Consider the following 22,552-nt stretch of genomic DNA (forward strand, 5'->3'; position numbering starts at 1 on the left):
TGTCTTCTGTCTTGGTCGATATTTTTCCTGAGACCCCCCAGGGGCGTGTAGGGACATAAGGTTAAAGCTGACCCCGGCCGCAGGCTAGTATTCCTTTCGTTCTCATCGAAAACCATGTAGAGTCTTGTTTTTATCCTTATTTTAAGGTCTATCTCTAAGAGCTCTACCCGTTTTCTAGGCTAAGCTAGGAGAATTGATGAGATAGAAAGTAGGGTATCAGTGGCAGAGAACAAATCTTCTGACGATGTTCGTGCGCGGGCACGCAAGCTAGCTGAGAAGCAAGCGAAATCTTCTAAAAAGGGAAACGGCGGCTGGATCAAAGCTACCGTAGCACTCGTTGCCGTAGCTATCATCGCTATCGTAACCATTGTGATCGTGCAGAGTAACCGCAATAGAATCGATGATGCGGGGCCGGTGCCGGCAAGCTCCAACCAGTACGGCGGAATCACACTAACAGCCGGAGGGATCGAACAGAACACCTCCCAGGAGCCGAGTAGGGATTCCAACTCGCTGTATAGCGCTTCAGCGTCCCATACGGCGACTGCCGGCGCCGAGGAGACCTCCTTGCCTCTGGGTGTTGAGAAAGCTGAAGATGCCTCTTCAAACGGTAAGCCGGTACACCTGGTGCTTTTTCAAGATTATAACTGCCGGCACTGCGCAGAGTTTGAACAGGCAAATAGTGAATACCTCAAGACACTCATCGACGAGGGCAGGATTACTCTTGAGGTACGTAACCTCATCTTCTTGGACAGCAGCACCGCGGGGAATTATTCTGCCCGCTCGGCAAATGCTGCCTACGCCGTAGCTAACCAGGTTTCAACGGATAATTTCTTGGCCTGGCAGCAAGAGATGTTCTCCCATCAGGGTCAGGTTCTTGATAATGACCAGATTATTGAGATTGCCCAGAAACACGGTGCGGATATTGCCGACGACATGAATAACAACAGCTGGCGGTCCCTGGTGAACGTGGTGAACTCGGAGTCGTCAGCGAACGGTGTGCGGGGGACTCCCACCCTCTTTGCCGATGGACAGCAGTTCACTAGCGCTGAACTGGAACCCTGGCTCAACGGTATCATCGAGGCCAAGAATAACAACTAACACCTAAAACCTTAGGGTTATCAGGGTGGGACGGCCGCATACCGGGCTGTCCCACCCTTTCTTATACTAAATTGAAAACTCATTGGATTTTTCGCTAGACTAGAAGGGTTGCCTTCGGGCACTGCCTCCTTAGCTCAGCTGGCCAGAGCACCTGTCTTGTAAACAGGGGGTCACCGGTTCGAATCCGGTAGGGGGCTCATGTACAATCATTCGATTTTCTAGAGATGTACTTGCTACAAAGGTGGGTGCATCCTTTTGTTTTGAATTGGTTTGCTAGCACTGATTATTTTCCTTTGTCGATAGAATAACTTTCTCGTAGAACAGGATTCTAGAATGTCATCTTTAACTATTATTTCTTTGATCTTGGCAGCTATCGGGACAGCAATCAATATTTGGGCTAGTGTCAGAATGATTTTTGAAATAAAACCAAATACGTTTGCCTTCCTTGTCAGTGACAATACTATCGAAAGAGAAAAACAAGAAGCTATCCATAAAAAGTGGTCTGTAGCAATGACAATTATAGGAACGACAATCCTACTCATAGCTACCATACTCAGCAGCTTGGCCTAGATGTTTTTGGAGGTGCACTTTTCAGCGCCTCCGCAAAAGACCTAGCAGAAGCTTCTTCTTGACTTCTTAGAACATGTACATACGTTCTCAAGGTAATCAAGGCGTCTCTGGCACTGACAGTCCTTGGCTTCCTTGCTTGTACATGAGAATATACGGGCCCGCGCTTTTGCTCGTTCCTCGCAACGCGCACCTCCATATTCTTGCAATGCAAGGAGCCCGGACAGTTAAATCCAGGCTCCAACACAGTGTTGATAAGGTGGCTCTTTTAGTTATTGGCTACTGTCTACTTGCAGAATACTCGTCTGCTTGTGATTGGTGATTCATCAAACGAGCCTTCAAGAATTCTCTTCATATCAGCTCTTGCTTCATCAAGATATACTGGTTTGCCGGCGAGGGCTTCTAGGAACTCATTGAGATCGATCTTGAACAGCTTGCCGTAACGAGCTGAGTAAAAAGCAACCTCTTTTAACTGATATTTATCCTCCAGATCGAATAGGATGTAGCCCAAAACCGCGCGAACGTCCTCAGGACGCAAATTATCTTCATAAAATCCACTCTTATTCTTCCTGCCGATGCGAGTTTTAATCTCAATCAGAGTTCTATTCGCAATAATGTCTGCATCAGCGTTACAATATTCTGAACCAGAGAATTCTGGACCAAGAAATAAATTCTTTTGAGTAGCATCTTCAAAAATCGGGTAAAGGTTATTCTTGGCAATAGAATGAAGTTGCTTGAGTTCCTCGATATCTTCAGTGGAGGCTAAATCTAAAAGTTCCTGAACATCACAATCATAGATAAAAGAAGCCAGCGGTGAATCTTCTCGGATGCCTCCGGCTCTATATGCCTGAGTTGTCAGCGCAAGATACCAGCAAACAGCAGCAGCAACAGGTGACAAATCTTTATTCGGTCTCAAATCGATTTCTTGCATGGTGTAAACGGCATCTTCACCATGTTCAAGAAGGTTCTGACCAATGAGCGGTTTTAGAGCCTGTTCTGGATAGTATTCAGGATTCGCTACGAAACGTGCCAACAAATCGAAAGCCTCGCCCAAAATACTAGAACGATGGTTATTAATAGGGGTTACCGTTGGGACTAGTAATTCTGAGGGATCCTTCTTATATGTGCGTACCAAATTTTTCGTGTGTGGAAATTTTTCTTTCACGTATGTATGAATCGGACTGTTTTTGTTTTCAAGTTCTCGGGAGAGTGAACCAAATTTTCTCATGTTCTTATCCTTTTAGATAGAGGTATCAGACAGGGGGCCCTCTGCTCACATTTGTTAACCAGAGATCGCGAAACCTTGCATGGAAGCGGACGAGTTACAAAAAGAAGCCTTGAAATACGCGGAATTGGATCGCTACAGAATACCCTGTTCTATCTTCTAAATAGGGAGACACCGGCTCGAGTCCAGTAGGGACTCATGCTAAAAATCATATTTTGAGTAGGTAATTTGCGGTTGACAAGGTAACTGGAAAATCTAAACGATTGGTTTTTATCTTTTTATCACTGGGGTGTGCCAATTTTTTTTACCCTGCAACTTAGATGTATCCCAATAATTGCTACGTTTACGATTAATCTTGTTTTTTATCTTTATTAATTTGAAGTCAATCTTTCCTGATGCTTCTCGGGGGATATTGTCAATAAAATCTTCGAGCTTAAACTGAAGTATTTCAATAAGATTCAGTCTACGGTAGCAGACCGTAATAAAAGTTCCTTCTATTGCTGGTTTTACACATAGTGGCTGCTGTGAGTTTCTCCGCATGGGCCATCCTATATGTGCAGCATCATTGAGTACTTGAACTTGACCTCCGTGGAAGTTGTGTAAATTTTCAATCCAGACTGGCCAATAATGGAGTCTTTTTAAAATAAGTGCTCCGTCTGATGCCCACTCCACACTCCATGGTTCTTCTCTACCTATCTGAAGCCAATCAAGAATGGATACAACAAAGGCAACAAGAGCAATAAAAAGTGATGTTATAGATATATAATCGGTACTCATCTATTTCATACTCCTTATTTAGGGTGTTAGTATTATATTATACGCAATTAACTGTGAATTTTGTATCTACGTCTCCTTCGATCCTTAAGTTTTACTCATAAATAATTTTACATGGTTGGGGTTGTCTTATCAAAATCTGGTGATGAATTCTGTTCAGCATAAATTAAATTCATAATAAGACAAATTAGATTTTCAATAATAAATGAAGGGTTGACAAGTAAGTTCTCATTTGCGTGCAGGGGTCCATAAAATGTAATAATGAGCTGGTTCGATGTTTCAAGGCCAGCCCTTCTGTTGCGTCAACAGGGGTTACCGTGCCGAACTTGGTAGAGACCCATGGAGTGCCATAATAATATAATTGACCGTCTAGTTGATTTGGCGTGCTCAGAGTATTGTGCATACATGTGGCAATCCTGCGAAGCGTTGTCATGTGCACATAGCTAGCCGCGATACACCTCACCCTAGAGCGGCATACTTACCAGCGCTGTAATAACTGTATAGTTATGTGAACTTGCTCGCCAAGTTTGGTCGGAGGACTAAAAATTACATATCCTTATCAGTTAGGGTGCCCTAAGTGCCCTACCAGCGATAGCGAAGAAGGGGTAACACCCCTCACACAGTTTGGAGAACAAACACATGGTTTCACTCTCACGCGGTGCCTTCCTCAAAGCGGGTGCAGCAACCGCCGCAGCAGCCCTCCTCGCAGGGTGCTCAACCGGAAACTCAAACAGCTCAGCCAATTCCTCGGCCTCGGAGTCGGCAGACTCCTACACCATCAAACACGCCTACGGTGAAACCACATTTACCTCCGTACCCCAAAACATCGCCGTAGTACAAAACTGGATCAACCCCGACGCCATCCTGGCACTGGGCGTAGTACCCGTCGGTGCCCCCATCGTATCCTGGGGCGGCAACGACAACCAATCAACCCCCTGGTTCGACCAAAAACTCCAAGAACTCGGCGGCTCCCAACCCACCCGCTACGACGAAACAGATGGGCCCAACTACGAAGAGCTCGCCAAGCTGGAACCCGACGCAATCTTCTGCCCCTACGGCAACATGGACCAGGAAATCTACGACAAACTCTCTGAGATCGCCCCGGTCATCCCCGCCCCCGAGGGAGTCGGCTCCTGGGCAGCATCCTGGCAGGAGGTCGTGACCATGGCCGGTCGGATGCTTCAGAAAGAAGACGAAGCGGCAGAGATCATCGAAAACACCGAAACAACGGTTAAAAATGCGGCAGCTTCCCACGAAAACCTCGCGGGCGCAACCTTCATCGCGGGAGCATTTAACACCGCCGAGAACACCTTTGGTGCTTACACGTCCAAAGACACCCGACCCCGCTTCTTCACCCTCATTGGAATGGAACAGGCCGACTACGTGAAGCAGAACGAGGGCGACGACTCCACCTTCTACACCAATATTTCAGCCGAAGTGCTCGACACCGTTGAGGCAGACGCCGTCTGGGCCTGGGTCGAGGCCGAAGGTGATATCCAAAAAGTCAAAGACAACAGCCTCTTTGCCAACATGCCCGCCCTCAAAAATGACGCAATAGTATTTGAGTCAGACAAAACAGCAGGACTGGCGCTCTCAGCCGCCTCGCCGCTCTCTCTGGTCTGGGCGGTCAACGACACCGCTATCCTGCAAAATATGTCTAACGCGGTCACCAATACCCGCAACGCGGCATAGACACAGCAGCACGGGTAAACAGGCTGCCGGGGCCCCTCGACTCTCGGGGCACCGGCAGCCTTGAACCGCAACAGGGAAGGCTACCGTGAACACAAAAACTGCGGACGATGCGCAGTGGCCCGCCCGCGACACCACCGGCAAAAAGAGCTCACGACGGAAAAACTGGGTGTGCGCCGGACTCCTCGCGGCGCTAGCCATCGCCTGCGCCCTCTCCATCATGCTGGGAACCCGCAGCGTGAGCCCCGAAACAGTCTGGAACTATGTCACCGGCCAACCCGTCACCGCCGTGGAGCATTCCATTCTCAGCCAGCGTGCTGTGCGCACCGTCTGGGCGGCAACCATCGGTGCGGCACTGGCCATCGCCGGCGCGGGCATGCAGGGTGTCACCAGAAACCCCCTGGGAGACCCCGGAATCCTCGGAGTTAACGCCGGTGCAGCCTTCGCCGTTGTCACCGGCATAGCCTTCCTGGGCGCCACATCGGCCACAGATTTTGCGCTCCTGGCCTTTGCCGGGGCAGCGGCCGCCTCGGTACTGGTCTACGCCCTGGCCTCCATTGGCAGGGACGGGGCGACACCGGTCAAACTGGCCCTGATGGGTGCGGCCATATCGGCGGGTCTAGGCTCGCTCACCTCAGCATTTATTATCAGCTCTCACGACGTACTCGACAGCCTCCGCAAATGGCAGGTGGGCACGGTAGCCGGCAGTGACATGGCAGACTACTTTCCCGGTGTAGCGATGATCGTGGCCGGGGCCGCAATTCTTCTCCTGGGCTCCAGCGCGATCAACAACTTTGCGCTGGGCGATGACATGGCGGCTTCACTGGGCGAAAACGTCGCCCTCAAAAGATTCACCCTCTTTATAGGCATCACCCTGCTGTGCGGCACAGCCACCTCGATGACCGGCCCCATCGCCTTCATCGGACTCATGGCACCGCACGCCCTCCGCGCCCTGGTGGGCCCCGACTACCGGCTACTCATCCCGCTCTCCGGGCTGTTCGGCGCCGCCCTGCTGGTCTTCGCAGACACCGTGGGAAGGATTATCCTTTCCCCCGAAGAAGTACAGGTGGGAGTCACCATGATAGTTATCGGTGTCCCCGTATTCATCTACCTGGTGCGCAACCAGAAAGCGGTGAACCTCTAATGCCCCAGATACCCGACACCGCGATCAGCGCACACCGGGTCCGCGCACTACGATCACGCAGCAGACGGCGGCCCCGCACCGTCATTGCCGCACTTTTTCTTCTCCTCATCACAGCTGTTGCCGTGCGGGTCCTGTTGGGCAGCTACACGGTCACCATCGGCGACTTCATCACCATCGTGCAGGGCGGAAGCATCGAAAACGCCCGCGGAGCACGCTTTATTGTACTCTCCGACAAACTACCGCGCGCCGTACTCGGCCTACTCACCGGTGCCGCCTTCGGCTGCTCAGGCGCAATATTTCAACTGCTGCTGCGCAACCCGCTAGCTTCACCGGACATCATCGGTATCAGCTCGGGCGCAGCCCTGGGTGCTGTTCTCGGCATCGCGTACTGGGGAGCAAGCGGGTTTTCACTCTCGCTCTTTGCGGTAGTATGCTCGCTGATCGTTGCCGTTATCATCATGCTGCTCTCCACCGGTGGGGGCAGCGTGGGCAACCGCTTTATCCTCATGGGTATCGGAATCTCGGCCCTGGCAAACGCCGTGGTCACCTACCTCCTGAGCAGGATAGACACCAACTCGGCACAGTCGGCCATGGTGTGGTTGACCGGTTCCCTCTCCTCGGCGAACTGGGAACGCATACAAATTCTGCTGATAGTACTGGCGATACTCTTTCCCACCATCGCGCTCCTACACGCCAAACTGCACGCCAGCGTGGTGGGCGAAGACCTCGCCCGCGGGCTGGGGCTCAACGTGCCCGCGGTACGCTGGGTCTTTATTATTCTCGGTGTTCTTCTTGCCGCGGCAGCCACCGCAGCGGCAGGCCCCATAGCCTTTGTGGCGTTTGTTTCCGGTCCCATAGCACGGCGACTCATCGGAGGCCAACACTCCCTCCTTGCCTCAGCACTGACGGGAGCGATCATCGTGGTTTTTGCAGACTTTATTGCTGGCAACTATATCCTGTCCGGCCAGCTGCCCGTGGGTATCCTTACCGGCGCATTCGGGGCCCCGGTCCTGATATGGCTTCTTACTCGGGCACAAAAATGAGGGGAAATAGAATGAAAAATACAGGTTCACCGGTACTCGCCGTGCACGGGGTAGACCTCGGCTACGGTGCCACAACAATCGTCAAAGATCTTTCGCTGGATATACCCCCCAACAAAATTACGGCCATTATTGGGCCCAACGGCTGCGGAAAATCAACACTCCTCAGGGGGATGTCCCGGCTCCTCAAACCCACCAACGGCACCATCACCTTAGACGGTCAAAACGTGCACACTTTCCCCGGCAAAGAATTTGCCCGCAGGGTGGGCCTACTGCCGCAGAGCCCCATTGCCCCCGACGGCATTACCGTAGCGGATCTGGTCTCTCGCGGACGCTACCCCTACCAGGGGCTCTTCAAACGAAACTCGGCAGAAGACGACCAAGCGGTAGCCTGGGCCCTTGAAGCCACCAACACCATGCAGCTGGCAGAGCAGCCGGTATCGGAACTCTCCGGTGGCCAGCGTCAGCGCGTATGGATTGCCCTAGCCCTGGCCCAGCAGACAGATATCCTCCTGCTCGATGAGCCGACCACCTACCTGGACCTCGCCCACCAGGTAGACCTGCTGGACCTGCTCAGCGACCTCAATGAGGATCGGGGAACCACCATGGTCATGGTGCTGCACGAGCTCAACCTGGCAGCCCGGGTGGCAGACCACCTGATCGCCATGAAAGACGGCACCATTGTATGTTCCGGTGACGCCCGGCAGGTCATGACCGGTGAGAATCTGTACAGGGTTTTTGGTTTGCGTGCATCGGTTGCTGACCCGCTCCATACCGGCACCCCGGTAGTTGTCCCTCACGCGCGAGATACAGGGGGCGGTTTCTCTCTTCGGGTCACCGATCGCGCTGTCTCGGGTCAAGAGAACGGCGGGAACGGGGCCGCCGGAACGGGAAAAGAGGAGCGAGGAGACGTATGAGTACGCGTTGCCGCACCACCTCTACATCCACCCGGTTCGGTCTCTTCCCCCTCAGGGTCACCGGTGCCCGGAGGCTCTCACGGCACTATGTGCGGATCTCGCTCGCGGGGGAGTCCCTCTACCGGGCAGCCGAGGGCATCTCGAACGGTGAGGGCCGGACCCTTGACGCTTACATTAAACTTTTTATTCCTCCGGCTGGTCAGAGGAAACCTTTCGACCGGGAACTCACCGAAAACTGGTATCGCAGCTACATGGCGGAAAGCCCGGAACAGCGCGGCTGGGTACGCACCTATACGGTGCGTGATTCCCGGCTTGTACCGGGGGCTGGGCTACCACCGGTACCGGGCAGTTTCCGCCCCGGCCCCGGTGGTGAGACAGCTCTGCCGGGGCCCGTGGCGGGGGCAGGGCTCGTGCCCGAAATCGATATAGATTTTGTGATTCACGGTGGCCCCGGCGGGCAGGAGGGGCCCGGGTCAGCCTGGGCGGAGGCAGCACGCGAGGGTGACCTCGTCTCCTTGCTTGCGCCCCTGAGAGGCAGTAGCCTCTGGAGCTCCTGGGACCCGCACAACGCCCAGCGCATTATCCTCCTCGCCGATGAAACGGCGGTACCGGCAGCACTCTCCATAGCGCGTACTCTCACACCGGATACCCGGGCAGATCTGCTCCTGGAAGTCCCGGCAGACGATGACGTGCTCGCCCACACCCAGGGGGCCCCGCTACTGCTAGGCTATCCGCAGATAAAACTGCACTGGCTACCGCGCACGGACGGGCACACAACGGTCGCCCACGGTGAAAGACTTGAGCACGATTTGCGGCAGCTACTGGGCCTACCTCAGCCACAGGGGGCAACCGCCGTGGAACCGGTAGCGGCCGACGAGATTGTGTGGGGTCTCGCCGATCGCCAGCACGAACTCTACGTGTTTATTGCCGGTGAATCAGGGACCATTAAAACCCTGCGGCGGATCTGCGTTAACGAGGCGGGCATTAACAGGGGCAATATCTCTTTCATGGGCTACTGGAAGAAAGGCCGGGCAGAAAACTAGCCCGCGGCCCCGGCCGGGTCCAGCAGTAGCCGGCACCGAGATAAAAAGGAGAAAACGGTCCGGGAGTAAAGTGGAGTCATCAGAACCCCGACGTAATCAGGGAGGACTATCTCATGTCATCTATCCTCAACACCGAAGACAGCATCCGCTATGTCGCCGCCGGAGACTCTTTCACCGAGGGGGTCGGAGATATTGATCCCGTGCGCCCCAACGGCGTGCGCGGCTGGGCAGACAGGGTTGCCGAACAGTTTATGCTCGCTGACCCCGAAGCACTCTACGCTAACCTGGCGATTCGCGGGCGACTCCTTGGCGCCATCATTGACGAGCAGCTGCAGGCGGCGATCGACCTCAAACCCAACCTGGTCAGCTTCTACGGGGGTGGAAACGACATTCTGCGACCCAACACCAATATCGATAAACTCATGGAGCGCATGAACGATGCCTTTGCGGCGTTGCGCGCCGAGGGGATAGAGGTTTTCACCTTCACCGGTATGGACGTGCGGGACTTCAACGCTTTCAAATCAACCCGCCCCAAGACCGCTATCTACAACGAGCTTTTACGCGAGATCGCCGACGAAAATCGTGTGACCATCGTCGATTTCTGGCGGATGCGGGACTTCGCGGACCCGCGCTACTTTGCCCCCGACAGGCTACACCTCAACACGGCGGGGCACACCAAGATGGCGGTGCGAGTACTGGATACCCTCAGCGCCGAATCTGTCAATCTCGTGGCGCCGGGGGAGCTACCCGCGCAGCCGAAGCAAACCCGCATGCAGCGTCTGCGTGACGAAGCCCGGTGGACCCGGGAGTTCGTGGTGCCCTGGGTGGGCCGCCGCCTGCGCGGCACCAGCTCGGGAGACGGTCTCTCCCCCAAATACCCGCAGCTCACCCGCTTTAAATATGTGGAAGAACTCGCGGATTAAGACTTTAAAATCACATATCGACAGTTTGCGGTTGAAGAGCGGGCGGGAACGGGTATGCGCCGGTGTCTCGGGGACCTTTCACCCTCTAAAAACCGCGAAAAATCAAGGAAAACTCTGGTATTATGGGACACGGTTTTGCGTGTGCAACCGAAACCTCAAGACAGTGCGGCGGAGAATACACTTTTACCCGCATGCCCTGTAACCGGGAGCGTATAGGTTGCATGTAGGCCTGTATTTACCTAGTATTTAAGGCTGTCGCATTGGTGGCAACACCTCTCGACACCTTAAAAATATTCACCGTTATCCCGCGGCGGGGACCCGGCTTGTTTTCTCACCCAAGCTGAGTCTCAAACACTCTAGCCCGGAGAATAACCCGGTGCTCTACCTTAGGTGACGGGACGCAAGCCGCTTGTGAAAATCAAGTGTGCACCCACTGCGCACCGTCATTTCGTCAACAAACGGAGGAGAAAACTATGGCAGCAGTCTGCCAGGTGACCGGAGCTGTTCCCGGCTTTGGACACAGCATTTCCCACTCGCATCGTCGCACCAAGCGCCGTTTCAATGTGAACTTGCAGAAGAAAAAATACTACGTGCCCTCGCTGCGCCGCACCGTTACCCTGCGCGTATCAGCCAAGGGTATCAAGATTATTGACGTGCGCGGTATCGAGGCGGTAGTAGCCGAAATTATTGCTCGCGGGGAGAAGATCTAAACATGGCTTCAAAAGGTAAGGACATTCGTCCGATCATCAAGCTCAAGTCAACCGCGGGAACCGGTTACACCTATGTCACCCGCAAGAACCGTCGTAACAACCCCGACCGTATGACGCTTAAGAAATACGATCCCGTTGTACGCAAGCACGTAGATTTCCGAGAGGAGCGATAAGTCGTGGCTAAGAAGTCAAAGATCGCTCGTAACGAGCAGCGCAAAGAGATTGTTGCCCGCTACGCAGAAAAGCGCCAGGCACTGAAAAAGACCCTGGTCGATGAGAACGCAACCCCTGAAGAGCGCGAAGCCGCCCGAGTAGGTTTGCAGAAACTTCCCCGCAACGCTTCACCGGTGCGCGTGCGCAACCGCGACCAGATCGACGGTCGCCCCCGCGGCACTCTCCAGAAGTTTGGTATCTCCCGCGTGCGTTTCCGTCAGATGGCACACCGCGGCGAGTTGCCCGGTATCACCAAGTCAAGCTGGTAAGGTTTGGCTAGAAGGTTTAGCTGAACAGTAGCTATACCGCCGAGAAAAATATTGAGTCTCAGGAGGGGCATCTATGGCTAAGAACCGCAGCGAACTCGTAGCAGAGGTAGCCGAGAAAGCTGGCACCAGCCAGGCAGCAGTGAACGGTGTGCTAGACGCACTGTTTCAGGTATTTGAGTCTTCCGTGGCTGAAGGTGAGAAAATCACCATCCCCGGCTGGATGGCGATTGAGCGCACCGACCGTGCAGCACGCACCGGCCGTAACCCGCAGACCGGCGAGACCATTCAGATCCCGGCAGGCCACGGTGTTAAGCTGACTGCCGGTTCCAAGCTGAAGGCAGCAGTCGCCACCAAGAAATAAGTTTCTTGTGAGGCTTTTCAAAGACCGCCCACCGGGCGGTCTTTGGTCTTTAATGGAGCCGGGTACGGACGGTTCTCCGATAGAATGTTTCTGTACATTTCAGCTGGTATGTGTTCTGACACGCTGTTCAAGGAAAAACCCATGAAATACGCACCTCAAAGTGCACTGACCTCTCTCGTGGCCGCTACCGTGGCCGTGCTCGTAGCTCTCGGGGCGCCCCCGGCACTGGCCCACGACGAACTGGTCGCAACGGATCCGGTGGCGGACCGGGTGCTCACCGAGGCACCCGGGGAGATCACCATGACCTTCAGCGGAGAGATCACTGACGTGGACGGCGCCAACCAGGTCAGGGTTACCGACGCGGCCGGGACCGATGTCGCCAGCGGTGACGCTGAGGTGAACGGTAGCAGGGTCAGCCAGAAAATACGGGGCCACGGTAGCGAGGATGAAACCTATACGGTTACCTGGCGGGTGGTTTCCTCTGACGGGCACCCTATTCAGGGGACCTACCGGTTGACGGTGGGGGAGGGCAGATCCGCGACTGAGAGCCCCACCGCTGGTGAGACCGGGGAACCCTCCGAGACCTCCAGCGGATTCAACGCAACCAATATCGTGATTTTTACGGCGGGGCTGGCGGCCGCGGTTGCGGTGCTGACCACCGTGATACTCAAAAGCCGTTCCCGCAAAGATTAGGAATTCAAAGATGTTTTCACCACACCTCAAACCGGCCCTGGCCCTGATAGCCCTGAGCGCTCTGGTTGTGACCGGCTGCTCCGGGACAGAGACAGAAACCCAGGATCGGGTGGTTAGCAGCTCTGCGTCAGCCGAATCGTCGTCCGGACTCACCGTGGAAAATGCGTGGGCCAAAGCCGCAGAATCGGGTATGACTGCCGTGTTTGGGCAGGTGACCAACACCGGTGAGCAGGCAGTGACCGTCACGGGTGCGTCGTCGAGCGCCACCGACGCCGGGAACACGCAGCTGCACGCCACCGAACTTGACTCCGCCACGGGTAGTACCGCGATGAAACAGGTGGAGAATTTCAGTATCGGGCCGGGTGAGACCCTCACCCTTGAACCCGGCGGCAACCATATTATGCTCATGCGCCTCACCTGCTCTCTGCCGGCCGGTAGCTCGGTAACGGTCACACTCACCGTCGATAACGGTGACGACCTGGAGTTTACCGCGCAAGCCCGCGACTACAGTGGAGCCCAGGAAAGCTATGCGCCAGGTGAAGAGAACTCCGCCGACGAGACCGCCTCCGAGCACTCGGGCCACGCTGATACCCAGGACCACGCAACCGACAGTGAAGAAACAACACTGCCGCGCTGCTAACTGCCGGGGAGAGAAAACCGAGAAGAAGGCACCATGACCCAAGATTCTGAGCAGATCCCTGAAAAACAACCCGGTCATAGGGGAGGGGGTACAACCAGCCGCCGCACCCTGCTTGCCGGTACTGCTGGGGTGGGCCTGGGGATTGCCGGTACCCTGGGTGCTGAAGCCGGTATCTCTGCGGTGCAGCGGCCCTCGCAGCCCGGAGAAAGTCTGCCCCTGCGCACCGCCAAGGTAGGCTTCTACGGTCAGCGTCAGGCCGGGATAGACACCCGGATTCCGGCCTACGGTATCTTTATCGCCATCGACATCAACGATTCCATTGACAAAGACGGGCTGGAACGGCTACTCAGAATCCTCACCGCCGACGCGGCAGACCTCACTAACGGTCAGGCCCCCCTGATCGACCAGGAACCAGAACTGGCGGAGATACCCGCAAACCTCACCGTCACCCTGGGCTTTGGAGAACGCATCTTCGATATCGCCAACCCCGACATGAAGCCGTCATGGTTGCGGCCGCTACCGGCTTTCGAAAAGATTGACCGGCTCCAGGACGAGTGGAACGACGGCGATCTGCTGATCCAGCTCTGCTCCGATGACCGCGTGACCCTCGCTCACGCCCAGCGTCTGTTTCTCAAAGATATCCGTTCCTTTGGGCAGGTGCGCTGGGTGCAGGAGGGCTTTCGCCGGGCCCACGGGTCAGAATCGAGCGCAACTACCCAGCGTAACCTTTTTGGGCAGATCGACGGCACCATCAACCCCGAAGCCTCCGATGGCAGCATGGACGAATTCGTGTGGGGCACCCACCGGGATCTCACCCCCTGGGAGCCCGGCGGAACCTCGCTGGTGATCCGAAGGATCCACATGAACCTCGACACCTGGGACCGGGTGGATAGACCGGCCCGCGAAGACGCCATCGGCCGCAAGCTAAGCAACGGCGCCCCGCTGACCGGTGAAGAAGAAAAAGACCCCGCAGACCTTTCGGCTACCAACGAGCTAGGCTTCACCGTGATAGCGCCCTACGCTCATATCCGTCGTGCTACCGCGCAGGAACCCGTCGAAAATATTCTGCGCCGCCCCTATAACTATGACATGCCCGTCTCTCGGGCGTCGGGGTTTTCCGATGACGGCCAGGTCAGTGGGGGAGTATCGAGGTCTGGGCTGATCTTTGCCGCCTACCAGGCGGACCCGATCAAGCAGTTTGTTCCCATCCAGAGCCGGCTGGCCGAGCTGGATATGCTCAACACCTGGACTGTGCCCATCGGTTCGGCTGTATTCGCCATACCCGCAGGCTGCACCGAGAACGGGTTTATTGGCGAGAGCCTCTTCCGATGAACCGGGTCAAGACAGACCGCAAAGTGACCGGGGAAATTCCGGGCCAACCTCAGGGTAGCCGGGGCCCGCGTCGCCAGTGGATTTGGGCCTTTCCGGTGGCGGCCTTCCTGCTGCTTGTAGCTTCCCTGACAGCCACCGGCGCAAACACCGCAACCGAGCTGGCAGACGCCGGCGCAATCGTGCGCTGGGGACTGCCTATCGCCGAAACCCTGCATAATTTTGCCATGATCACCGCGATGGGGTCGCTACTTTTTGCGATCGGAATCATTCCGCGATTCAGCGATTCCACTCGGCGGCCGCTCAGAATCAACATGGCCCACAGGTACAGCAGGCAGCAGAGGGAAAAAAACCGGGATCGCGCAGAATACCCCGCTTTCGTCTCTATCATGAATCTTGCGGCGGCATCATCGGTCACCTGGACGCTCGCCGCCCTGTGCGTGCTGGTGCTCTCCTACGCCGACATCTCGGGCCGCCCCGTGAGCGGTACCGGCGACTACACCTCAGAACTGATCGGCTATATTACGACCATCGACGCGGGTAAAGAGCAGGCCACCACCGCGGTGGTAGCGGCAACGGTAGCGACCCTGGCTCTGGGTGTGCGCTCGCTCATGGGTCTGCTTTTGACCCTGGCGGTATCCCTGGTTGCGCTGGTCGATATGGCCCTGGGGGGTCACTCATCGGGCGGAAACGACCATATGGGTGCGGTCAATTCGCTGGGTCTTCACCTGGTGGGCGTGATGATGTGGTGCGGAGGGCTTATCGCACTCACCTACATATCCCGCACTATGAGCGGGGACGATGCCGGTACCGGAACCCTGTCAGAGAAGAAGAGGGGCAGCAAAACCGCAGTGACCCGCCGCGCACCCATGGCGGTGGTGGTGCTTCGCCGCTACTCGGTGCTGGCTCTGGGGGGATTTATCCTGGTCACCCTCTCGGGGCTTATCAATGCTTTCGTGAGGCTCAATAGCTGGAGTGAACTTTTTACCACCCCCTACGGTGCTCTGGTGCTGGGAAAACTGGCGCTCACCCTCCTTCTGGGTGCTATCGGCGCCGGCCACCGCCTGGTACTCATACCCGGGATGGAGCGCGGCGATATCAAGCTCATTCGCGGTCTCTGGGCGGCTATCCTCACCGAGCTCGTGATTATGGGGGCGACCAGCGGCCTGGCCGTATCACTCTCCCGTACCGCGCCGCCGGCACCGGAAACCCTGCCCACAGACGCACCGCCGGTGCGCATTATCACCTGGTATGACATGCCGCCGGAACCGCGGGGTACCGAGTGGCTGACCCAGTGGCGCTTTGACTGGTTTTGGGTTGCTTTCTGCCTCTTTGCGGCCTACCTCTATCTCTGGGCTTTCCTCAAGGTGCGCCGCGGTGGTGGCCGCTGGCCGGTGCCCCGTCTGCTTTCCTGGTTTTTCGGGCTGATCCTGCTCACCTATGTGACCTCGGGTGCCCTGGCCGTTTACGGGCGGGTCATGTTTTCAGCACACATGGTTGAGCACATGTCGCTCACCATGATCGTGCCCATTTTTCTGGTGCTGGGGGCCCCGGTCACCCTCCTGCTAAGAGCCCTAGAGCCCCGGCAGGACGGTACACGAGGGCCCCGTGAGTGGATTCTGCGCATCGTGCACTCGGGCTGGTCAAAGGTCATCACCCACCCGATTTTTGCCGCGGTCAACTTTGCCGGTTCCATCATTGTGGTTTACTGGACGAGCATGCTGAACTTTGTGCTGGAATACCATGTGGGGCACGAGTTCATGATCGTGCATTTTTTGATGACCGGCTACATTTTCTGCCTGGTTCTTATCGGTATTGACCCGATTCCGTACCGGCCTATTTACCCGATTCGGCTTGTACTGCTGATTGCTACCCTGGGTTACCACGCCTTTGTGGGTATTGCCATGATGAACATGGAGTCGCTGCTTGCAGCCTCCTGGTTTGGGAATATCGGGAGGCCCTGGGGCCTCTCCGCCATTGATGACCAAAAACTGGGGGGATCTCTCATGTGGGGGATCGGTGAGCTGCCCACTATGCTCATCGCCGTGGCGGTTGCCGTGCAGTGGTCAATCGACGACAAAAAAGTGCAGCGCCGGGAAGACCGCCAAGCTGACCGCGATGGTGATGCCGAGCTCGCCGCCTATAACGCAATGTTTGAAAGGCTCCGAGAACAGGATGAGACCGGCCGCCTCTAGCTGGCTAGTCGTGCACCACCGTTACCTGTTCCTCGCCCACCTCGAGCCTACCACTGTAGGTGAAGGTAACCTCCCGGCTCACCGGGGAAGTTTTACCGGTATAGAGGTCTAGCTGGGTGAACTCAATTTTTGCTTTCCCCTCCGCATCGGGGATCACCCACTGCCCCCTATCGTCAATACTCACCTGCGGGTCAGGGTACTCCTCGATGGTCCAGGAGACGTCTCCGGTAACCCTGCCCGTAAAACTGTACTCGAAGGGGCAGCCGGTGGGATAAAGAGAATTCTGTGAAGCGCAAGAATCTAATTGTGACTTGATCTGATACCGCACCGAGTTAAGGGCCGCATCGCTGGGAGCCAACTCCACGGTTAACTTCTGAGAGCTATCGGTGGCAGAAATAACATCAACGTTTTCTTCAGAAGCCGAGTAGAGGGCCGACTCATAGGCTGCGGTAAACCGTCCCGGGTAAAAAACCGCGAACTTTTGCGAACCGCCGTCTACCGACACCTTCTCATTATTAAGAGTGGCCGCATGCGCCGAGGACGAGCTGACCTCAACGGTGGGTAGCTCGCTACCGTCAATATGCCACCGATCAAAAACACCCCAGTGGGAACCCACCCTCGACAGCTGAAAGTCGGTGCTGTTCTCTTCCCCGGCGAGAGAGTAGGCGATAGTGACGGTCGCTCGCTGTCCATCATCTGAGAAACTGGTGCCCGCTACCCTGAGGTTTTCGAGCTCCGCCACCGCCCTCTTCGCCGCCTGACCGTCGAGCATGGCCGCATTTGAGTCGGGCACGGTGGCCCCGAGAATACCCAGCGCCCGCCCGCCATCACCCTCCCTGAGAGCCTGAAGATACTGGCGAACCTGCCCGGCGGGCTCGTAAACCGTTCGGTTGATCAGGGCGAGGGCACCGAGGGCGATCACCACGGCACATAACAGGCCAAGAAACCAACCGGCTAAAACCCGGTCAATACGAGAACTAAAACGCATGACTCTAATCTAGCTCACCGAGAACACACAGCTAGAACAGGTGAAGCCAAGACCAACCGACTAGGATATTTCCTATGGCTGAATATGCACACCAGGTCCCCGATAAATACGGTGAAGTGGCCGCCAACGGCATCTACCACCCCCGCATTCATTCCTACCACCGGCGGATTATCACCGCGCTCGCACCGGCGCTCGTGGTTGTGGGCATTCTCTTTCTGCTCACCCGCCGTAGGTTTGCCCTACCCTACACGCTGGTTATGATTCTTGTGGTGCTGGGGGCTCTCTTCGTGATGTATTCGGTGCTCAAACCCAATGTCGTGATCAAAACCAGCACCCACGTGCTGAATGGGAGGGTCTTTGGGTGGAGGGCGGTTGCTCTTGCCGACATTGAGAAAACCGTGTTCACGGAGCGGCTGGCTTCCAAGAAAGCCATGAACCTTCCCGACGGTGGCGCTAAGTCGTTGAGATATAGGGGGGTGCCGGCTATGTGGGCGCTCGACGCCGCTGGAAAGGGAGTTTTGAGGCTTGACGGTAGGATTTGGGACCAGAAAACTATGCGCGCTATTGCGGCCGACATCTCGTCGCAGACCGTGGTGTACCCCCGCATTAACGTGGTGCAGATGAACAGGCAGCACCCGGGTCTGGTGACCTTCAACGAGCTACACCCCGGCTGGAGGTCTGCAACTGTTGCTATAGTGTCTGCGGTGATTCTGCTGGCCATTGCGGCGGGCTCCCTGCTGCCGGAAGAAACCCTGCAACGGTGGAACCTGCTCTGGTAATTACCTAGTGCGCAGATGAGCGGGACAGCACCGCCACCAGAAAATCTGACTGTTCGGTAAAAGGCCGCAGATCCCAGCTGGAGAATTTTTGCTCAACCCATAACCCCGCCGCGCTAGAATCGGCTAAAAACCGAGCGAAATCGTAGCCGCGGCCGGCTCCGAAGCCGACCACGGCCCGCCCGCCGTCGGCCAGTACCGCCCGAAAATTCTCGAGAATGGGTAGCCGTGTGGAGGGCGCCAGAAAAGTCATGACGTTGCCGGCGCACACAATGGAGTCAAAGCCATCTTCTGCCGCTTCAGTGTGCCCGCTTAAACCCAGGGCCCGGTGGAGGTCGGTGAGATCTGCCGTGATCCAGCGGGCCTTTGGGCAGACCCGTTTCGCCTCGGCAATGAGCTTGGGATCAATATCGACGCCGGTGACCCGGTGTCCGCGCTCGTGAAGGTAGGAGCCAATACGGCCGGGGCCGGACCCGGCATCAAGGATTTTTGCCTGACGCGGCACCATGGCGTCGATGAGGCGGGCCTCGCCCCAGAGATCCTGCCCCTGCTCGGCCATGGTTTTAAAACGTTGAATATACCAGTCGGAATGGCCAGGGTTGCGCTCGACCTGAATCTGCCACAGTGATTTCTCGTGCATAGATGCTCCTCAAACTCTTTGGGGTGTACTGCCGATTTTACGCCAGGTCAAACTCGACCATGAGGTCGTCCATCAACTGTAGAACGCTGTCTCTGCCGGCTACGGGGCCGCCGGCCACCAGGCCGTCTGTGCCCAGGGCAACTATCAGCGGGGTGCCCCTCCCAAAGACCGGTTCGGTGGAAAAATTTTCGTCGACAAAAACCTCAATATGGGGCCCCAAGCCCAGCAGACCCCGCTGGTTCTCTACGGAGACCACGGGGTTTATTCCGAGCATGGGTAGCTTTTTCTGCCAGTCCTCCACCCGTTCCAGTACGGTGCGGCAGGGCGCGCAGCCGGGGGAGACCCAGATGAGAACCCGGGCCTGCTGTTCGGCTAATTCTCGCAGGGAGGACACGGTGTTGGTTGTGAGTGAACGTAGCGTGCCGTAGGGGATGGGGAGGCGAATGTAGTCGTCGTCCCCGGGGTTTATTCTGTGAGCGGTTTCGTCTGCCCCGGTGGCGGGCTCAACCGCAGGGGTGGGTTCTGGGGAGGGCACCAGTTCGGCCCGGTAGACACACCAGAGTGAGATCGCGGCCAGGGCGGCCCCCAGTAGCCAGAGCCAGTCTGTGCTGTTCAGTACCGTAAGGACACCGAGTACTGATTTTCCGCTGGTAGCGGCGTTGATGAGGGTGCCGGCTGCTGCTGCCAGGAGCGCGGTGTTGCGCCCCAGGGTGAAGCCCGATATGGGGGCGGTGGAGTCTCCGCCAAAGCAGTTGCAACTGGCGGTATTGCCGGTGGCGACAGCGCGGGCGATTACTAGCCAGTAGAAACTGAAGAGGAGTACCGCGGCAACCCCGCCCAGGATCGCTAGCTGCCCGGGGGCAAAAAAGATCCATAGGCCCAGAACAATCTCGCCCCAGGGTACAAGTTTTGAGGCCGCCTTCATGGGGACCCAACGGTTGATGTTGAGGTTGACGATGGCGGCCGCTGTGCTGGCCGGGTCTTTGGCTTTGGCGATACCGCTACTGAGCAGGGTAATGATGATGGTCAGCGAGCAGAGAACGAGAGGGGACAAGCTGTGTAATCCTTGAGTTCGGGGAGCCTTTATCCTTTCAGTCTAGTTCTGCCCGAGGCGGAGGTGACGGTTATACGGGTTGTTTCTTGAACAGGTAGGTTCCGAGGGCAATTGTAAGGATTGGGTAGGTGACTGCGGCGAGGAAAAGGAGCGGGTAGTTTAGCCCGCTAACTGTCATTGGATCCTGGGAAATAAGGTAGCCATAAATGTTATTGGGAAGCCATCGGCTTATGTTTTGAGAAATATCCAGAGGGATGAGACCGAATACCATGGGCGCAATAATACTGATGGCAATGTAGGCCCCTAGGGCTGATGCTGTGTGGCGAAATATGATTGCTAGCCCGGCTGCAAAAAGGACGCTACTGGTGAGGTTGAAGCTTGCTATGGCTATTTGTCTCCACACCGTGAGGTCGGTGAGGGAGAGCGCGTAGGGGGTGCCTGTGCCGATCAGTGAGTTCTCAAGCGGGATGAGGATAAGGAGAGTTAGTGAAAACGAGCAAATTGCAAAGACGAGAGGCCAAAAAAGTTTTGCAAGGGTGAACCTTATTGGTCTTTGGCTGGCCCCGTAGGTGGTGTAAATAAATCCGGAACCCCATTCCGTACAGATGAAGACGATGATTGCTGCACCGAAAAATATTTGGGCAAAGGAAAAGCCGAAGACTGATATTTCGTAGAGAAAGGATGTGCTTTCTAAGGGTTCACCTCGGCTGTAGGAGCTGGAAACGCTGTATGCTACGGCAAGAGCAATACCGGACATGATGATGAGGCCAACATAGTTGAGCAGGCGGATGGAACGAGATCCAAGAAAAATGTGTCCTTGAAGTTTGAGCTGCCCAAAGGTGTGATTTGTGTAGTGTGCCGTCATTGGTTGCTCCTCGTGTCGCTGTGGAGAGATAGATATAGTTTTTCGAGGGAGTTGCGATCTTTGCTGAGGTGGGTGATGACCACGTTTTCCCGGTGGAGGACAGCGCCGAGATCTGCGGGTTCTATATTTTTTACCCGTATTGTATTGCCGTGGGTAGAGTAATCATAACGGTGTTTTGCGAGTGCCCGGTACAGTTTTTCTCGGTCGTTTGAATCCACGAGCGAGTCGTCGGGGCCATCTAGTTCAGTTTTGTTCCCTGACCAGATGGTTCTGCCTTCTCTGATGATGACAAAGCGATCTGCTATTGCTTCGACCTCGGTGAGCGTGTGTGATGACAGCAGAATTCCGCCTCCGTTATCTCGGTAGGAAGTAAGAAAATTTCGTAGCCACATGATTCCATCGGGGTCGAGCCCGTTCATGGGCTCGTCGAGAATAAGGTATGTGGGCTGGGTAATGAGCGCTATCGCGAGATTGAGGCGTTGTTTCATTCCTAGGGAGAATGTTTTGACTTTTCGCTGTTGCGCGTGGGCGAGGTCAACCGTGTGGAGCAGGTTTAGAATTTCTTTTTTGGGCACCCGGTAGGCAGATGCAACCGATTGGAGGGCCCGTATCCCCGTGAGTTCACCGTTGACACCCTGCCTGTCGAGTAGAGTTCCCATGGTTGACCAGGGACTAGTGAGTTGTCCGGATATTTCATTGTCGATGCGGCTACTGCCGGCATCCGGGTGTTCGAGACCGGATATGATTCTCAGGGTGGTTGACTTGCCTGAGCCGTTGGGGCCAATAAACCCTACTATTGAGCCCGGTTCGACTTCAAGGCTGACCTCACTGAGAGCGGTATGCCCGTTATAGTGTTTTTTCAGTGACTTGACGACGATCATGGGATGATCTCCTTTCCTCCCGTGTATTTTGATCTCGCCCAGAAGTAGCTTTATTTAAAATCATATATTTTGGTCAGTGAAGGTGGGGCAGCTTGAATAAAACTTTAGAATTTACCGGCTATCCCGCCTATCCTGCGGAACGAGAACGATCTTGCCGTAGCCGTGTGCTTGCTCAAGGATACGGTGTGCCTGTTCTGCTCGGTGCAGGGGCAGAACATGCTGCGGAGACACATCGATGGAATGGTCTTCAACGGTGTCAATGAGTTCCTGGAGGAGAGCCGCTTGCGCGTCAGCTGAATGGTAGCCGGTAAGATACCCGCCGCGGGTATCGACAATGGGGTCAAAATGATCGAGCTCCCAGACACCTCGGTCATTCGCACTATCCGAGAACGCACATGTTTCTAGATTTTTGATCTATCATTTGGAGAATTTAGTCTAAAAGAGGGGAGAGGCGGAAATTTTTAATACTGTGGTTGCATATAAAAATATACCCTGATAAGGTCAACTTGTTGACAGCG

25 protein-coding genes and 1 tRNA gene are annotated in these 22,552 nt (G+C 55.8%); 18 read left to right on the plus strand and 8 right to left on the minus strand.

All coding sequences use genetic code 11. The features are described 5' to 3' along the window. The first annotated feature begins 219 nt into the window (after positions 1-219). From ACS1BR_RS00005 to ACS1BR_RS00015, 3 genes are all read left to right on the plus strand, one after another. On the plus strand, positions 220-1,098 hold the full coding sequence (locus ACS1BR_RS00005) for a DsbA family protein (protein ID WP_463559335.1): 879 nt from the start codon (positions 220-222) through the stop codon (positions 1,096-1,098). Between the two features lie 123 nt (positions 1,099-1,221). Next, a tRNA-Thr gene (locus ACS1BR_RS00010) sits at positions 1,222-1,295 on the plus strand. Positions 1,296-1,431: 136 nt separating this feature from the next. Beyond that, positions 1,432-1,668: a hypothetical protein gene (locus ACS1BR_RS00015; protein WP_463559337.1), complete on the plus strand. Its 237-nt coding sequence runs from the start codon at positions 1,432-1,434 to the stop codon at positions 1,666-1,668. A 283-nt stretch (positions 1,669-1,951) separates the two neighbouring features. Here ACS1BR_RS00015 and ACS1BR_RS00020 read toward each other — a convergent pair whose 3' ends face one another. Beyond that, positions 1,952-2,893, minus strand: a complete 942-nt coding sequence (locus tag ACS1BR_RS00020) for a hypothetical protein (RefSeq protein ID WP_463559339.1) — start codon at positions 2,891-2,893, stop codon at positions 1,952-1,954. Positions 2,894-3,160: 267 nt separating this feature from the next. After that, positions 3,161-3,667, minus strand: coding sequence for a hypothetical protein (locus tag ACS1BR_RS00025; RefSeq protein WP_463559340.1), 507 nt, complete (start codon positions 3,665-3,667; stop codon positions 3,161-3,163). Positions 3,668-4,303: 636 nt separating this feature from the next. Between ACS1BR_RS00025 and ACS1BR_RS00030 the strand changes: the two genes are divergently transcribed. From ACS1BR_RS00030 to ACS1BR_RS00095, 14 genes are all read left to right on the plus strand, one after another. Further along, positions 4,304-5,356, plus strand: coding sequence for an ABC transporter substrate-binding protein (locus ACS1BR_RS00030; protein WP_463559341.1), 1,053 nt, complete (start codon positions 4,304-4,306; stop codon positions 5,354-5,356). Positions 5,357-5,441: 85 nt separating this feature from the next. Further along, positions 5,442-6,497, plus strand: a complete 1,056-nt coding sequence (locus ACS1BR_RS00035; RefSeq protein ID WP_463559342.1) for a FecCD family ABC transporter permease — start codon at positions 5,442-5,444, stop codon at positions 6,495-6,497. Then, entirely contained in the window at positions 6,497-7,540 is a 1,044-nt protein-coding gene (locus ACS1BR_RS00040; protein ID WP_463559344.1) for a FecCD family ABC transporter permease, read from the plus strand. The genes ACS1BR_RS00035 and ACS1BR_RS00040 overlap by 1 nt, the downstream gene beginning before the upstream one ends. 11 nt (positions 7,541-7,551) lie before the next feature. Then, the gene (locus ACS1BR_RS00045; RefSeq protein WP_463559347.1) at positions 7,552-8,454 is read left to right on the plus strand and encodes an ABC transporter ATP-binding protein; all 903 of its coding nucleotides are present in this window, start codon (positions 7,552-7,554) and stop codon (positions 8,452-8,454) included. Next, positions 8,451-9,497 carry a siderophore-interacting protein gene (locus ACS1BR_RS00050; protein WP_463559350.1) on the plus strand — a complete coding sequence of 349 codons (1,047 nt, stop codon included), beginning with the start codon at positions 8,451-8,453 and terminating at the stop codon, positions 9,495-9,497. The genes ACS1BR_RS00045 and ACS1BR_RS00050 overlap by 4 nt, the downstream gene beginning before the upstream one ends. A 113-nt stretch (positions 9,498-9,610) precedes the next feature. Beyond that, positions 9,611-10,420: an SGNH/GDSL hydrolase family protein gene (locus ACS1BR_RS00055; RefSeq protein WP_463559352.1), complete on the plus strand. Its 810-nt coding sequence runs from the start codon at positions 9,611-9,613 to the stop codon at positions 10,418-10,420. A 473-nt stretch (positions 10,421-10,893) separates the two neighbouring features. Next, positions 10,894-11,130, plus strand: a complete 237-nt coding sequence (rpmB, locus tag ACS1BR_RS00060; protein WP_463559354.1) for a 50S ribosomal protein L28 — start codon at positions 10,894-10,896, stop codon at positions 11,128-11,130. Between the two features lie 2 nt (positions 11,131-11,132). Next, the gene (rpmG, locus tag ACS1BR_RS00065; RefSeq protein WP_463559355.1) at positions 11,133-11,303 is read left to right on the plus strand and encodes a 50S ribosomal protein L33; all 171 of its coding nucleotides are present in this window, start codon (positions 11,133-11,135) and stop codon (positions 11,301-11,303) included. Between the two features lie 3 nt (positions 11,304-11,306). Next, on the plus strand, positions 11,307-11,612 hold the full coding sequence (gene rpsN / locus ACS1BR_RS00070) for a 30S ribosomal protein S14 (protein WP_463559356.1): 306 nt from the start codon (positions 11,307-11,309) through the stop codon (positions 11,610-11,612). A 73-nt stretch (positions 11,613-11,685) separates the two neighbouring features. Continuing rightward, positions 11,686-11,973 (plus strand): HU family DNA-binding protein, encoded by a 288-nt coding sequence (locus ACS1BR_RS00075; protein WP_463559357.1) that lies wholly within the window; start codon positions 11,686-11,688, stop codon positions 11,971-11,973. Positions 11,974-12,114: 141 nt separating this feature from the next. Further along, on the plus strand, positions 12,115-12,666 hold the full coding sequence (locus ACS1BR_RS00080; RefSeq protein WP_463559358.1) for a copper resistance CopC family protein: 552 nt from the start codon (positions 12,115-12,117) through the stop codon (positions 12,664-12,666). A 10-nt stretch (positions 12,667-12,676) separates the two neighbouring features. Next, the gene (locus tag ACS1BR_RS00085) at positions 12,677-13,306 is read left to right on the plus strand and encodes a copper chaperone PCu(A)C (protein ID WP_463559360.1); all 630 of its coding nucleotides are present in this window, start codon (positions 12,677-12,679) and stop codon (positions 13,304-13,306) included. A 33-nt stretch (positions 13,307-13,339) separates the two neighbouring features. After that, the gene (locus tag ACS1BR_RS00090; RefSeq protein ID WP_463559362.1) at positions 13,340-14,638 is read left to right on the plus strand and encodes a Dyp-type peroxidase; all 1,299 of its coding nucleotides are present in this window, start codon (positions 13,340-13,342) and stop codon (positions 14,636-14,638) included. Further along, entirely contained in the window at positions 14,635-16,830 is a 2,196-nt protein-coding gene (locus ACS1BR_RS00095; RefSeq protein WP_463559363.1) for a cytochrome c oxidase assembly protein, read from the plus strand. Before ACS1BR_RS00090 ends, ACS1BR_RS00095 begins: the two co-directional genes overlap by 4 nt. 4 nt (positions 16,831-16,834) lie before the next feature. Here ACS1BR_RS00095 and ACS1BR_RS00100 read toward each other — a convergent pair whose 3' ends face one another. After that, positions 16,835-17,818 (minus strand): hypothetical protein, encoded by a 984-nt coding sequence (locus ACS1BR_RS00100; RefSeq protein WP_463559364.1) that lies wholly within the window; start codon positions 17,816-17,818, stop codon positions 16,835-16,837. A 74-nt stretch (positions 17,819-17,892) separates the two neighbouring features. Here ACS1BR_RS00100 and ACS1BR_RS00105 point away from each other — a divergent pair, with 74 nt between their 5' ends. After that, positions 17,893-18,597: a hypothetical protein gene (locus ACS1BR_RS00105; protein WP_463559365.1), complete on the plus strand. Its 705-nt coding sequence runs from the start codon at positions 17,893-17,895 to the stop codon at positions 18,595-18,597. A gap of 4 nt (positions 18,598-18,601) precedes the next feature. Here the strand turns inward: ACS1BR_RS00105 and ACS1BR_RS00110 are convergent, their stop codons facing one another. The 5 genes from ACS1BR_RS00110 to ACS1BR_RS00130 all read right to left on the minus strand — a co-directional run bounded on the left by ACS1BR_RS00110 (position 18,602) and on the right by ACS1BR_RS00130 (position 22,448). Continuing rightward, positions 18,602-19,234: a class I SAM-dependent methyltransferase gene (locus tag ACS1BR_RS00110; RefSeq protein WP_463559366.1), complete on the minus strand. Its 633-nt coding sequence runs from the start codon at positions 19,232-19,234 to the stop codon at positions 18,602-18,604. Positions 19,235-19,271: 37 nt separating this feature from the next. Next, entirely contained in the window at positions 19,272-20,288 is a 1,017-nt protein-coding gene (locus ACS1BR_RS00115) for a MauE/DoxX family redox-associated membrane protein (protein ID WP_463559367.1), read from the minus strand. A gap of 70 nt (positions 20,289-20,358) precedes the next feature. Next, the gene (locus ACS1BR_RS00120) at positions 20,359-21,153 is read right to left on the minus strand and encodes a hypothetical protein (RefSeq protein WP_463559368.1); all 795 of its coding nucleotides are present in this window, start codon (positions 21,151-21,153) and stop codon (positions 20,359-20,361) included. Beyond that, complete coding sequence (locus ACS1BR_RS00125; protein ID WP_463559369.1) at positions 21,150-22,034, minus strand: ATP-binding cassette domain-containing protein; 885 nt, start codon at positions 22,032-22,034, stop codon at positions 21,150-21,152. The genes ACS1BR_RS00120 and ACS1BR_RS00125 overlap by 4 nt, the downstream gene beginning before the upstream one ends. Before the next feature lie 111 nt (positions 22,035-22,145). Then, positions 22,146-22,448 carry a zinc-binding dehydrogenase gene (locus ACS1BR_RS00130; protein ID WP_463559730.1) on the minus strand — a complete coding sequence of 101 codons (303 nt, stop codon included), beginning with the start codon at positions 22,446-22,448 and terminating at the stop codon, positions 22,146-22,148. Positions 22,449-22,552: the final 104 nt, after the last annotated feature.

It is taken from the genome of Rothia sp. 18CD1-1 (assembly GCF_055285355.1).